Annotated in this window: 2 protein-coding genes (1 of these 2 running past the window's edge); both read left to right on the plus strand. The window is 66.2% G+C overall.

Annotated elements, in window-relative coordinates:
* On the plus strand, window positions 1-12,954 hold the full coding sequence (locus BFP93_RS10155) for a non-ribosomal peptide synthetase (RefSeq protein ID WP_065892974.1): 12,954 nt from the start codon (window positions 1-3) through the stop codon (window positions 12,952-12,954).
* Window positions 12,951-15,009, plus strand: the start of a protein-coding gene (locus BFP93_RS10160; protein ID WP_065892975.1) for a non-ribosomal peptide synthetase. It continues 12,413 nt past the right edge of the window; only the first 2,059 of its 14,472 coding nucleotides appear in the window; the start codon lies at window positions 12,951-12,953; its stop codon lies beyond the right edge, outside the window. Before BFP93_RS10155 ends, BFP93_RS10160 begins: the two co-directional genes overlap by 4 nt.

Genomic DNA, 15,009 nt, shown 5'->3' on the forward strand with positions numbered 1-15,009 from the left:
ATGCAGTTCAGCGAATTACTGGCAGCGATTTCCACCCATGCGATCCGTCTGCAGACGGAAGAGGGCGACCTGATCGTCCTGGGCGATGACGACGCGCTGGATGACGCGCTGTGGGACCAACTGATCGCGCATAAACCCCAACTGCTTGAGTGGGTCGCGGCGCATGGCGGCGACTGGTCGAGCCCGGCTTATGGCATCACCCCGGACATGCTGCCCCTGGTCACGCTCGACCAGCCGGCCATCGACCGCATCGTCGCGGCGATCCCCGGCGGGGCGGCGAATGTGCAGGATATCTACCCCCTGGCGCCGCTTCAGGAAGGCATGCTCTACCACCATCTTCGCGCACAGCAGGGCGACCCCTACGTGCTGCACGCGCAGTTCGTGTTCGACAGCCGCGCACGTCTGCACGGCTTCGCCGAGGCGTTGCAATGGGTGATTGATCGCCACGATATCCTGCGCACGTCGATGGCCTGGGAGCGCCTCGACGAGCCGTTGCAGGTGGTGTGGCGCAAGGCAACCCTGGCCTGTGAAGAGGCGCATCTGGACGGTGCCGACCGCCTGGCGCAACTGCTCGCACGCTACGATGCGCGCACCTATCGCATGGACCTGGGCCAGGCGCCGTTGCTGCGCCTGGTGTTCGCCGACGACCCGGCCAACGAACGCGTGGTGGCGATGCTGCTGTTTCATCACACCATCCTCGATCACACCGCCCTCGATGGGGTGCGCGAGGAAATCCAGTTGTACCTCGCCGGCAATCAGGCGCAGGCCGCGCCGCCGGTAGCGTTTCGCAGCTATATCGCCCAGGTGCGCCAGGGTGTGAGCGAGCAGGCCCACGAAGCCTTCTTCCGCGACATGCTCGCCGACATCGATGAGCCGACGTTGCCCTTCGGCCTGCGGGACGTGCAGGGCGATGGCCTTGGCATCGACGAAGCGCGCCTGCCGGTTGAGCATGCCCTCAGCCTGCGCCTGCGCAGCCTGGCACGTCCGTTGGGCGTGGGTGTGGCAAGCCTGATGCACCTGGCGCTGGCCCGGGTGCTGGGGGTGGTCTCCGGCCGGGAGTCGGTGGTGTTCGGCACCGTGATGCTCGGCCGCATGGGCGCGGGCGAGGGCGGTGAGCGCGCGTTGGGCATGTTCATCAATACCTTGCCGCTGCGCGTGGATGTCGGCGAGCAAGGCGTGCGCGCCGCGATCAAAGCCACCCACGAGCGCCTCACCACCTTGCTTGAGCACGAGCACGCCTCCCTGGCGCTGGCCCAGCGTTGCAGCGGCGTAGCGGCGCCTGCACCGCTGTTCAGTGCGATGCTCAATTACCGTCACAGCGCCGCCAGCGACATGCACGCGGTGATCGACGTGGCCGAAGGCATCCAGGTGCTCGGCGCCGAAGAGCGCACCAACTACCCGCTGACGGTCAACGTCGATGACCTGGGTGAAGACTTTGCGCTGACGGTGATGGTCGATGCGTCCATCAGCGCGCAACGCGTGGCCGGCTACCTGCACACGGCGCTGGAAAGTCTGGCCGATGCGCTTGAACAGCGACCGGATATGCCGCTCAGCGGCCTGAACATCCTGCCTGACTCCGAACGCCATACCCTGCTGCACCGCCTCAACCAAAGCTCAGTAAACCAAAGCTCCGTAAACCAAAGCCCCGCGCACTACGCCGACACCGTCCTGATCCACCAGCAAGTCGAAGCCCACGCCGCCACCCGCCCCGACGCGATTGCCGTGCGTTTCGAACAACGCTGCCTGACCTACCGTGAACTCAACGAACGCGCCAACCAGGTCGCCCATGCGCTGCTGGCCCAGGGCGTGCGCCCCGACGCGCGCGTGGCGATCTGCGTGGAGCGCGGCCCGCAGATGATCATCGGCCTGCTCGGCATCCTCAAGGCCGGTGCCGGTTATGTGCCGATCGACCCGGCGTACCCGCAGGAACGCATCGCCTACACCCTGGGCGACAGCGCGCCGGTGGCGGTGCTGGTGCAAGCCGACACCCGGCACTTGGTGGGCAACCTGGCGCAGATCGACCTCGACGCCCTGCACCAACAGGCCACGGTCAATCCGTGCCTGCACCTGAGCCCGGCCAACCTGGCCTATGTCATCTACACCTCCGGTTCCACCGGCCAGCCCAAGGGCGTGATGATCGAACACCGCCAGGTGGCGCGCCTGTTCAGCGCCACCCAGCACTGGTTCGGCTTCAACCAGCACGACGTGTGGGCGCTGTTCCATTCCTTCGCGTTCGACTTTTCCGTGTGGGAAATCTGGGGTGCGCTGATGCACGGCGGCCAGTTGCTGATCGTGCCGCAACTGGTCAGCCGTTCACCGGATGAGTGCTACGCGCTGCTCTGCGAAGCCTCGGTCAGCATCCTCAACCAGACGCCGAGTGCGTTCCGCCAGTTGATCGCGGCCCAGGGCAACAGCGACCAGGCGCATTCGTTGCGCCAGGTGATTTTCGGCGGCGAGGCGCTGGAACCGGGCATGCTCAAGCCCTGGTATGCACGGGCGGTGAATGCCGGTACGCAACTGGTGAACATGTACGGCATCACCGAAACCACCGTGCACGTGACCTACCGCGCGCTGGAAGCGGCCGATGCGCAGTTGGTCGGCGTAAGCCCGATTGGCGTGCGCATTCCGGACTTGCAGTTGTACATCCTTGACGCACAGCGCGAGCCGCTGCCGTTCGGTGTGGTCGGTGAGCTGTATGTGGGCGGCGCCGGGGTGGCGCGCGGTTATCTGAACCGTGACGCGCTCAACGCCGAACGCTTCCTGCACGACCCGGCCACCGGCCTGCGCATGTACAAGACCGGCGACCTTGGCCGCTTGTCGGCCGACGGCAGCGTCGAGTACCTGGGGCGCAACGACGACCAGGTGAAGGTCCGCGGTTTCCGTATCGAACTCGGTGAAATCCAGGCCCACCTGGCCACCGCCGACGGCGTGCGCGACGCCGTGGTGATTGCCCGGGAAGACACCCCCGGCGACAAACGTCTGGTGGCCTACGTAATTGCCGACGGTGCGCCCACTGCGGCCGCCTTGCGCGACCATTTGCTGCTGAGCCTGGCCGATTACATGGTGCCCGCTGCCTTTGTGCTGCTGGAGCGGTTCCCGCTGACCACCAACGGCAAACTCGACCGCAAGGCCTTGCCCGCACCTGATACCGACGCGTTGGCCCGGCGCGGTTATGCACCGCCCCAGGGCGTGGTGGAAACCACCATCGCCACGCTCTGGCAGGACTTGCTCAAGGTCGACCGCGTGGGGCGCGAGGATAATTTCTTCGAGCTCGGCGGCCACTCGCTGTTGGCGGTCAAGCTGATCGAGCGCATGCGCCAGGTAGACTTGAGCGCCGATGTGCGCGTGCTGTTCGGCCAGCCGACCTTGGCGGCACTGGCGGCGGCGGTCGGCGGGCACCACGAAGTGCAGGTGCCGGCCAATCTCATTGAAGAACACAGCGCGGCCATCACCCCGGACATGCTGCCCCTGGTCGACCTCGACCAGGCCGCCATCGACCACATCATCCAGGCGATACCCGGCGGCATCGCCAATGTGCAGGACATATATGGCCTGGCGCCGTTGCAGGCCGGGATTCTCTACCATCACCTGGCAACCGCAGAGGGCGACCCCTACGTGTTGCAGGTGCAGTTCAGTTTCGCTGACCAGACGGCGGTGGACGGGTTTGTCCAGGCGCTGCACAGCGTGATCGAGCGCAACGACATCCTGCGCACCGCGATCCTCTGGGAAGGCCTGGATGAACCGGTGCAGGTGGTGCTGCGCCAGGCACCGCTGGCGGTCGAGCGGGTCGAGGCCACGGGCGACGATGCCCTGGCGTCTCTGCAACAGCGCTTCGACCCTCGTCACTATCGCCTGGACCTGTCACGCGCGTCGCTGATGCGCCTGGCGTACAGCGAGGAGCCGGGGCGCCTGGTCGGCATCCTGCTGCTGCACCATATCCTGCTCGACCACACCGCCCTGCACGTGCTGGTGCAAGAGATGAGTGCCAGCCTGTGCGGCCGCAGCGCGCAGTTGCCCGACGCGGTGCAGTACCGCAACTACGTGGCCCAGGCGCGCCTGGGTGTGAGTCAGGCGCAGCACGAAGCTTTCTTCAGCGAGATGCTCGGCGATATCGACGAGCCAACCCTGGCCTTCGGCTTGCAGGATGTGAATGGCGACGGCAGCGGCATCGTCGAAGCCCATCTGCCGCTGGAGGCGGGGCTGAGCCTGGCCCTGCGCGAACAGGCGCGGCAATTGGGCGTGAGTGCCGCGAGCCTGGTGCACCTGGCCTGGGCGCAGGTGCTGAGCCAGGTGTCCGGCCAGCGCGACGTGGTGTTCGGCACCGTGTTGCTGGGTCGTATGCAGGGCGGCGAGGGCGCCGATCGGGCGCTGGGGATGTTCATCAACACCTTGCCGCTGCGGGTCAGCCTCGGCGCCACGGGCGTGCAGGCCGGTGTGCGCGCCACCCACGCACGCCTGGCGCAATTGCTCGGTCACGAACATGCCTCGTTGTCCCTGGCCCAGCGCTGCAGTGGTGTGCCGGCGTCGTTGCCGTTGTTCAGTACCTTGCTCAACTATCGCCACAGCGCACCGGATGAAGCACCGGGTGACAGCCCGTTCGCCGCGTCCGGCATCCAGGTACTCAGCTCCGAAGAGCGCAGCAACTACCCGCTGGTGCTCAACGTCGATGACCTGGGCGCAGGCTTCGCCCTCACCGTGCAAGGCATCGCCACGCTGGACGTGCAGCGTGTGGCGGACTACATGCTGACCGCGCTGCGCCACCTGGTGACGGCCCTGCAACAGGCGCCGACCACCGCGCTGCAAACGCTGTCGATCATACCGCCGGCTGAGCGCCGCCAATTGCTGGTGGAGTTCAACGCCAGTCGCCGCGATTACCCTGCGCATCTGAGCGTTGCACAGCTGTTCGAAGCCCAGGCGCTGGCACGGCCTGAAGCGGTGGCGGTGGTGCAGGGCAAGCTGTCCCTGAGTTACCGCGACCTCAATCGCCGCGCCAATCGCCTGGCCCACTACCTGATCGGCCAGGGCGTGCAACCTGGCGAGCCGGTGGCCCTGGCGCTGCCGCGCGGCATCGACCTGGTGGTCAGCCAAGTGGCCGTGCTCAAGTGCGCGGCGGTGTACGTGCCGCTGGACGTCAATGCGCCGGCCGAACGCCAGGCCTTCATGGTGCAGGACAGCGGCGCCCGCCTGGTGCTGGACGACCTGGCCGGGCTGAACCTCGACGGGCTGTCGGCCGACAATCCCGAGCGGGAACAGTCCGCCGACAGCGTGGCCTACATCATGTACACCTCCGGTTCCACCGGCACGCCCAAAGGCGTACTGGTACCCCAGCGCGGCATTACCCGGCTGGTGATCAATAACGGCTACGCCGATTTCAATGCCCAGGACCGCGTGGCCTTTGCGTCGAACCCGGCGTTCGATGCGAGCACCATGGACGTGTGGGGCGCGCTGCTCAACGGTGGGCAGGTGCTGGTGATCGACCACGCCACCTTGCTCGACCCGCAGGCATTCGGCGCCGAGCTGGCGGGCGCCACGGTGTTGTTCGTCACCACCGCGCTGTTCAACCAGTATGTGCAACTGATCCCCGAGGCACTGGCCGGCCTGCGCATTCTGCTGTGCGGCGGCGAGCGCGCCGACCCGGCCGCCTTCCGCAGCCTGCTGGCCCAGGCACCGGCACTGCGCCTGGTGCATTGCTATGGCCCGACCGAAACCACCACCTACGCCACCACCTACGAAGTGCGCGCACTTGCCGATGACGTGGAGAGCGTGCCGGTGGGGCGGCCCATTTCCAATACGCAGATCTATGTGCTGGACGCGCAGTTGCAGCCGGTGCCCCTGGGCATCACTGGCGAAATCTGCATTGGCGGCGATGGCGTGGCCAAGGGCTATTTGAACCGCCCGGACCTGAGCGCCGAAAAGTTCGTGCACGACCCGTTTTCCGAACAGCCCCACGCCTTGATGTACCGCACGGGTGATCTTGGGCGTTGGTCGGTGGACGGCTTGCTCGAATGCCTTGGGCGTAACGACGACCAAGTGAAAATCCGTGGTTTCCGTATCGAGCTGGGCGAGATCGAGGCGCGTCTGGCGAGCTGCGCGGGCATCCGCGACGTCGCCGTGCTGGCCCGTGAGGACGTGCCGGGGGACAAGCGCCTGGTGGCCTATTTCACTTGGGCCGACGCCGCGCTGGGCATCGATGAGGTACACGCCCACCTGCAAGGCCTGCTTCCCGACTACATGTTGCCCTCGGCCTATATGCCGCTGGCCCATTTACCCTTGACCAACAACGGCAAGCTGGACCGCAAGGCCTTGCCCGCGCCAGACCCGCAGGCCCTGCTCAGCCGTGCCTACGAGGCCCCCCAGGGCGAGGTGGAAACCCTGCTGGCGCAGATCTGGCAGGACGTGCTCAAGCTCGAGCGCGTCGGCCGGCATGATCATTTCTTTGAACTGGGTGGGCATTCGTTGCTGGCCGTCAGCCTGATCGAGCGCATGCGCCGCGTCGGCCTGAGCGCCGATGTACGCGTGCTGTTCAGCCAGCCCAGCCTCGCGGCGTTGGCGGCGGCGGTGGGCAGCGGGCGTGAAATCGTGGTGCCGGCCAATGGCATCCCGGCAGGCTGCACGCACATCACCCCGTCGATGCTGAGCCTGGTGCAACTCGACGCAGCCGCCATTGAACGCATCGTGGCCAACGTGCCGGGCGGTGCGGCGAACGTGCAGGATATCTACCCGCTGGCGCCGTTGCAGGAAGGCATCCTCTATCACCACGTCAGCGCCGAACAGGGCGACCCGTACCTGCTGCAATCGCGCATGGCGTTCGACAGCCTTGAGCGCTTGCACGCTTTCATGGGCGCGCTGCAACAGGTGGTGGCGCGCCACGACATTCTGCGCACCGGGGTGGTCTGGGAAGGCCTGGACAGCCCGGTGCAAGTGGTGTGGCGCCAGGCGCAGCTGGTGGTGCAGGCCGTCAGCCTGGACCCGGCCGACGGCGGCATCATCGAACAACTGCATGCGCGCTTCGATGCGCGGCACTACCGGCTGGACATCACCCAGGCGCCGCTGCTGCGCATGGTCTACGCCCAGGACCCGGTCAATCAGCGTGTCGCGGCGATCCTGCTGTTCCACCACCTGGCCCTGGACCATACCGCCATGGAAGTGGTGGGCCAGGAGATGCGTGCCTTCATGCTGGATCAGGCCGATGACTTGCCCGAAGCCGCGCCGTTTCGCAACTACGTGGCCCAGGCGCGGCTGGGGGTCAGCGTGGCCGAGCATGAGCAGTTCTTCCGCGGCATGCTCGCCGATGTCGACGAGCCGACGTTGCCGTTCGGCTTGCACGATGTGCAGGGCGATGGCCGGGCCATCGAAGAAGCCGCACGGCAGCTGCCGGCCGAGCTGGCGCAGCGGGTGCGCGAGCAGGCACGCCGCTTGGGCGTCAGCGCCGCGAGCCTGATGCACCTGGCCTGGGCGCAGGTGCTGGGGCTGGTGTCCGGGCGCGACGACGTGGTGTTCGGCACCGTCCTGATGGGGCGCATGCAGGCCGGCGATGGTGCGGATCGTGCGCTGGGCATGTTCATCAACACCTTGCCGCTGCGGGTCGATGTGGCGGCCGCTGCCGCCGACGCGGTCAAGGCCACCCATGCACGCTTGAGCGCCTTGCTCGGGCATGAACATGCCTCCCTGGCCCTGGCCCAGCGTTGCAGTGGGGTGGCGACGGCCACGCCGCTGTTCAGCGCCTTGCTCAATTACCGCCACAGCAGCCCCGGTGAAATGGCCCGCGACGGTCAGGGGATCTGGGAGGGCGTACAGCTGCTCGGCGGCGAAGAGCGCAGCAACTATCCGCTGACCCTGAGTGTGGATGACCTGGGCGAAGGCTTTGCCCTGGCCGTGCTGGCGTTGCCGCAGATCGGCGCCCAGCGCCTGTGCGACTACATGCACAACGCCGTGGCGCAGCTGGTCGACGCCCTGGAAAACGCGCCGGCCACCCGCTTGCACCACCTGCCGATTCTGCCGACGGCGGAACGCGACACGCTGCTGCGCGAATTCAACGCCACCGCCCATGACTTCCCGCGCGGGCACACCCTGCACGGCGCCTTTGAAGTCCAGGCCGAGCGTCAGCCCGAGGCCATTGCGGTGATGCAGGACGGAGTGGCGCTGACCTATCAGCAGCTCAATCAACGCGCCAACCAACTGGCCCATCACCTGCTCGGGCTTGGCGTGCAGCCGGATGACCGCGTGGCGATCTGCTGCCGTCGCGGCCCGCAGATGCTGGTGGGCCTGCTCGGCATTCTCAAGGCCGGCGCGGGCTATGTGCCGATCGACCCGGCGTACCCGGCGGAGCGGATCGCCTACCTGTTGCAGGACAGCGCACCGGTGGCGGTACTCTCGCAAGCCTGCACCCGCGACCTGCTCGGCGGCGTCGCCAGTGTCGACCTGCACGGCCTCGGCTTGCAGCAATACCCTGTGAGCAATCCGCAACTGGGCGCACTGACCCCGGCGCACCTGGCCTACGTCATCTACACCTCCGGTTCCACCGGCCAGCCCAAGGGCGTGATGGTGGAGCATCACCACGTGGAAAACCTCGTGCATTGGCACTGCGAGGCCTTTGGCCTGCGGGCTGCCAGCCATACCAGCAGCGTCGCCGGTTTCGGTTTCGATGCGCTGGCCTGGGAAGTCTGGCCGGCGCTGTGCGTGGGCGCGACCCTGCACCTGCCGCCCGCCGAGGTGGGCAATGAAAACATCGACGAACTGTTGGCCTGGTGGCTGGCGCAGCCGCTGGACGTGAGCTTTCTGCCCACCCCGGTGGCCGAGTACGCCTTCAGCCTGAACCTGCAACACCCGACCTTGCGCATGCTGCTGATCGGGGGCGACCGCCTGCGCCAGTTCAGCCAGGAACGACGGTTTGCCCTGATCAATAACTACGGCCCCACCGAAGCCACGGTGGTCGCCACCTCCGGGCGTGTGCGTGCCGGGCAGCCTTTGCATATCGGCCGGCCTGTCGCCAATGCCACCAGCTATGTGCTGGATGCGCACCTGCGTCCGGTGCCGGTGGGCGTGGCCGGTGAGCTGTATGTGGGTGGCCGCGGCGTGGCGCGCGGTTACCTGAATCGCCCGGACCTGACCGCCGAGCGCTTCCTGCAAGACCCGTTCAACCCCGGGCGCATGTACCGCACCGGCGACCTGGTGCGCTGGCTGCCCGATGGCAACCTGGAATACCTGGGGCGCAACGATGACCAGGTCAAACTGCGCGGGGTGCGGGTTGAGCTGGGCGAAATCGAAAGCCGCCTGGCCGCGCTCGACGGCGTCGCGGAAGCGGTGGTGCTGTTGCGCGAAGGCCGATTGATCGCCTGGTTCACCGAACGCCAGGCGCTGTCGATCGACACGCTGCGCGCGCAACTGCAGGCGCAACTGCCCGAGGCCCTGGTGCCGGTGGCCTACGTGAAACTTGCGGCCTTGCCCCTGACCGCAAACGGCAAGCTGGACCGCAAGGCTTTGCCGGCCCCCGATCAAGCCGCGCTGCTGACCCGTGACTACGAAGCGCCCCAGGGCGAAGTGGAAACCCGCCTGGCGCGGATCTGGGCCGACGTGCTGCAGGTGGAGCAGGTGGGGCGCCATGACCACTTCTTCGAACTGGGCGGGCATTCATTGCTGGCCGTCAGCCTGATCGAGCGCATGCGCCAGGTCGGCCTGAGCGCCGATGTGCGCGTGCTGTTCAGCCAGCCGACCCTGGCCGCGCTGGCCGCCGCCGTGGGCAGTGGTCGCGAAGTGCAGGTGCCGGCCAACCGTATTCCCGACGGCTGCCAACGCATCACGGCGGACATGCTGTCGCTGGTGACGCTGGAGCAATCGACGCTGGATCAGGTGATCGACCAAGTGCCCGGCGGCGCCGCCAATGTGCAGGATATCTATCCGCTGGCGCCGTTGCAGGAAGGCATTTTCTACCATCACATCAGCGCCGAGCGGGGCGACCCGTACCTGCTGCAATCGCACCTGGCGTTTGACAGCCTTGAACGCCTGGACGCCTTTGCCCAGGCGCTGCAGCAGGTGATCGATCGCCACGATATCCTGCGCACCGCAGTGGTCTGGGAAGGCCTGGTGCAACCGCTGCAAGTGGTGTGGCGCAAGGCTGAACTGGCCGTGCAATGCGTATCGCTGCAAGGCAACGTCATCGAGCAGTTGCACCAGCGTTTCGACCCGCGCCATTACCGGCTGCCGATGTCCCAGGCCCCGCTGATCCGCCTGGTGTATGCCGAGGACCCCGGTCAGCAGCGGGTCGTTGCGATTTTGCTGTTCCACCATATTGCCCTTGATCACACGGCACTCGACAGCGTACGTCAGGAGATGCAAGCCAGTTTGCTCGGGCAGCCCCGGATCGCTGAAGCAGCCATTCCTTACCGCAACTATGTGGCTCAGGCGCGTCTGGGCGTCGAAGAGCACGAACATGAAGCGTTCTTTGGCCAGATGCTGGGAGACATCGACGAGCCGACGCTCCCGTTCGGCTTGCAGGACGTCCAAGGTGACGGCAGTGCAATCGAAGAGGTGCAGCAGAGCCTGGCCCCGGCCTTCAGCCAGCGTCTGAGGGCGCAGGCCCGCCTCTCGGGTGTCAGCGCCGCCAGTCTGTTTCATCTGGCGTGGGCCCGGGTGCTGGCCAGCACCAGCAGCCAGCACCGCGTGGTCTTCGGCACGGTACTGCTCGGCCGTATGCAGGGGGGCAAAGGCAGCGACCGTGCACTGGGGATGTTCATCAACACCTTGCCATTGCGCGTGGATATTGATGAGACCGGTGTACGCGCGGCCGTCAAGCGCACCCATGAGCGCCTGACGGCACTGCTCGGCCATGAACATGCCTCCCTGGCTCTGGCCCAGCGTTGCAGTGGCGTCGCCGCGCCGCTGCCGTTGTTCAGTGCAGTGCTCAATTACCGCCACAGCGCCAGCCAGGAGGCGACGGTGTCGCAGGCATGGCAAGGGATTCACACCCTGGCCAGTGAAGAACGCACCAATTACCCCTTGACCTTGAACGTCGATGACCAGCGCGAGGGTTTCCGCCTGACCGTCATGACCCCCGCGCACATTGGAGCGCAACGCGTCTGCGGTTATATGCAGACGGCGTTGCTTGGGCTGGTCGAGGCGCTGGAACAGGCGCCGCACCTGCCGATCAGCCGCGTGTCGATCCTGGGGCAGCAGGAGCGCGAGACACTGTTGCACGGCTTCAACGCGACCGCAGTCGATTACAACCTTGACCAGACCTTGCACGGCTTGTTCGAGGCGCAGGTCTTACGCACGCCGGATGCCGAGGCCGTGAAAGCGGGCGATCAACGCCTGAGCTATCGGCAACTCAACGAGCGGGCCAACCGTCTGGCCCATCACCTGCGTGAACTGGGCGTACGGCCCGAGTCGCGGGTTGGGGTGTGCCTGGAGCGTGGCCTGGACATGGTCATCGGCTTGTTCGCCATCCTCAAGGCCGGCGGCGGTTATGTCCCGCTTGACCCGGCCTATCCCCACGAGCGCCTCGCCTACATGCTGCACGACAGCGCACCGGTGGTGGTGCTGGCCCACGGCGCAACCCGCGCCTTGCTCGGTGATATACCCACCCTTGATCTGGACTGCGACACCTGGCAGCACCAGCCGAGCACCAATCCCAGCGTGCCGGAGCTTACCGCCCGGCATCAGGCTTATGTGATCTACACCTCCGGCTCCACCGGCCAACCCAAGGGGGTCATTAATGAACATGCCGGGGTGGTCAACCGCCTGCTGTGGATGCAGGACGCGTATGGCCTCAACGCGCAGGATGCGGTGTTGCAAAAAACGCCCTTCAGCTTCGACGTGTCGGTGTGGGAGTTCTTCTGGCCGCTGATGACCGGCGCCCGCCTGGTCATGGCACGTCCGGGCGGCCACAAGGACCCGGCGTATCTGTGTGAAGTGATTGAGGCGCAGCGCATCACCACGCTGCACTTTGTGCCGTCGATGCTCGACGTATTCCTGGCCCACGGCGATGTCAGCCAGGCCGCCGGGCTGGTGCGCGTGATCTGCAGCGGTGAAGCGCTGCCGGGCAGCCTGGTGCGACGCTTCAAGCAGCAACTGCCGGGCATCGGGTTGTACAACCTGTATGGCCCGACCGAAGCCGCAGTGGATGTGACCGCATGGAACTGCGCACGCAGCGACGTGCCGGACAACACGCCGATCGGCAAGCCGATTGCCAACACACGCATGTACGTGCTGGACGCCCAATTGCAGCCGGTGCCGCTGGGGGTGGTCGGTGAGCTGTTCATCGGTGGCGTGCAGGTGGCGCGGGGGTATCTCAACCGTGCGCAGCTGACCGCCGAACGCTTCCTTGAGGACCCGTTCAGCGCGGGCCGGATGTACCGCACGGGTGACCTTGGCCGCTACCTGCCGGACGGCAATCTCGAGTACCTGGGCCGCAACGATGACCAGGTGAAAATTCGCGGCCTGCGCATCGAATTGGGGGAAATCCAGGCGCGACTGATCGACCATCCAGCGGTGAAAGATGCCGTGGTCGTGGCCTGCGAAGATCGCCTGGTCGCCTACTACACCGGCGCGGCCACCGCCATCGACGCCCTGCGCAGCCAGCTCTTGCAGCACCTGCCGGACTTCATGGTGCCCGCGTTGTTCATGCACCTCGACGCGCTGCCCCTGAGCCCCAATGGCAAGCTCGACCGCAAGGCGCTGCCGGCCCCGGGCACGGCGTCGTTGAGTGTGCGTGAGTACGAAGCGCCCGAAGGCGACTGCGAAATACTGTTGGCCCGACTCTGGGCCGAGCTGCTGAAGGTGGAGCGAGTAGGGCGCCATGACAATTTCTTTGAACTGGGCGGGCATTCGCTGCTCGCCGTGAGCTTGATCGGGCGCTTGCGCCAGGAAGGCATGGAAGCCGATGTGCGAGGGCTGTTCGAGCAACCGACCCTGGCCGGCTACGCCGCAATGACCGAACGAATGGAGATCGTCCTGTGAACATCCAACAATTGCTGGCAACCCTGAAAACGAAGGATGTGCAACTGGCGCTCAAAGGCGAGCAACTGTCCGTACAAGGCAACAAGCAAGCCTTGAGCGACCCGGCGATCCTCGCTGCGTTGCGCGAACACAAGCCGGCCCTGATCGAACGGATCAAGGCGGGTGAATACTCGGCCGGCAAAGCCGGTGAGGTGCAAGTACCGGCCAACGGCATCGCCCCGGGCGCCGAGCGCATCACCCCGGCCATGTTGACCCTGTCCACCCTGAGCCAGGACGAGATCGAGCGGATCGTCGCCACCGTCGAGGGCGGGGTGGCGAATATCCAGGACATCTACCCACTGGCGCCGTTGCAGGAAGGCATTCTGTACCACCACGCGAGCACGGAGCAGGGTGACCCGTACATCATGCAGTCGCAGTTCGCCTTCGACAGCCTGGCGCGCTTCGAGCAGTTTGCCAACGCCTTGCAGAGCGTCGTGGATCGGCACGATATCCTGCGTACCGGCGTGGTTTGGGAAAGCCTCGAACAGCCCTCGCAAGTGGTCTGGCGCCAGGCCCGGCTACCGGTGCAAGCCCTTGAGCTGGACCCGGCTGAGGGCGATATCGCAGAGCAGTTGCGCCAGCTGTTCGATGTTCGCCATTACCGCCTGGACGTGACCCAGGCGCCTCTGCTGCGCCTGGTGCGCACCTGGGACGAACCCGGCCAGCGCGTGGTGGCAATGCTGCTGTTTCATCATATGGCCCTGGACCACAGCGCGCTGGACGTGGTGCGCCATGAACTGCAGGCGCTGTTGCAAGGCCGTGGCGAACAATTGGGCCAGCCCATCCCGTTTCGCAATTACGTGGCGCAGGCGCGACTGGGCGTCAGCGAGCAGGAGCACGAGGCGTTTTTCCGTCAGATGCTCAGCGATATCTGCGAGCCGACCTTGCCTTTCGGTCTGCAGGATGTGCAGGGCGACGGCCGCGATATCGTCGAAGCGGACCTGCCGCTGTCGGCAGCGCTCAATCAACGTGTACGCGAGCAGGCACGCCATCTGGGCGTAAGCGCGGCGAGCGTGTTCCATATGGCCTGGGCCCAAGTGCTGAGTGTGTTGGCAGGCAAGCAAAGCGTGGTGTTCGGTACGGTGTTGATGGGGCGCATGCAGGGCGGTCAGCAGACCGACAGAGCACTGGGGATTTTCATCAATACGTTGCCGTTTCGTGTGGACGTCGGTCATGCGGATGTGCGCACCGGCATCAGGGACACCCATGCACGGCTGACGACGTTGCTGCGCCATGAGCATGCCCCTTTGGCGTTGGCGCAGCGCTGCAGTGGGGTGACTGCGCCCACGCCACTGTTCAGTGCGTTGCTCAATTACCGGCACAGTGGTTCCGGCAATCAGGCCGAGGCGGTGGCGGCATGGAACGGCATCGAAATGTTGAGCTCGCAGGAGCGTACCAACTACCCGCTGACGCTGAGCGTGGATGACCTGGGCGATAGCTTCATCTTGCGGTTGCTCGCCTGCACCCAGGTCGACCCGCACCGCGTCTGCGCCTACCTGCAAACCGCACTGGAAAACCTGGTAAGCGCCCTGGAGCAGGCGCCGCACACCGCGCTCAACCAGCTGCCGGTGGTGCCGCTGGCCGAGCAGCGCCTGTTGCTCGAGCAGTTCAACGCAACCCAGGCGGTGTTCCCGCAGGGCAGCACCTTGCACGCGCGCATCGAGGCCCAGGCCGCGCTGACCCCGGATGCCATCGCGGCGGTGTGCCTGGACCGCACGCTGAGCTACGCCGAACTCAATCAGCAAGCCAACCTGCTGGCCCATCACCTGCTGGCGCTGGGGGTCAAGCCCGATGACCGCGTGGCCATCGTCGCACGCCGTGGCCTGGACACCCTGGCCGGGTTGCTGGCGATCCTCAAGGCCGGCGCCTGCTACGTGCCGGTGGACCCGTCCCACCCGGCCGAGCGCCTGAACTACCTGCTCAGCGACAGCGCCCCGGTGGCCGTGCTGACCCAGCACGCGTTGCTCGAGCGCCTGCCGGAGCTGGAGGTGCCGGTGATCAACCTGGACCGCTACA

Source organism: Pseudomonas sp. 44 R 15, from assembly GCF_900004965.1.
GTDB lineage: Bacteria > Pseudomonadota > Gammaproteobacteria > Pseudomonadales > Pseudomonadaceae > Aquipseudomonas > Aquipseudomonas orientalis_A.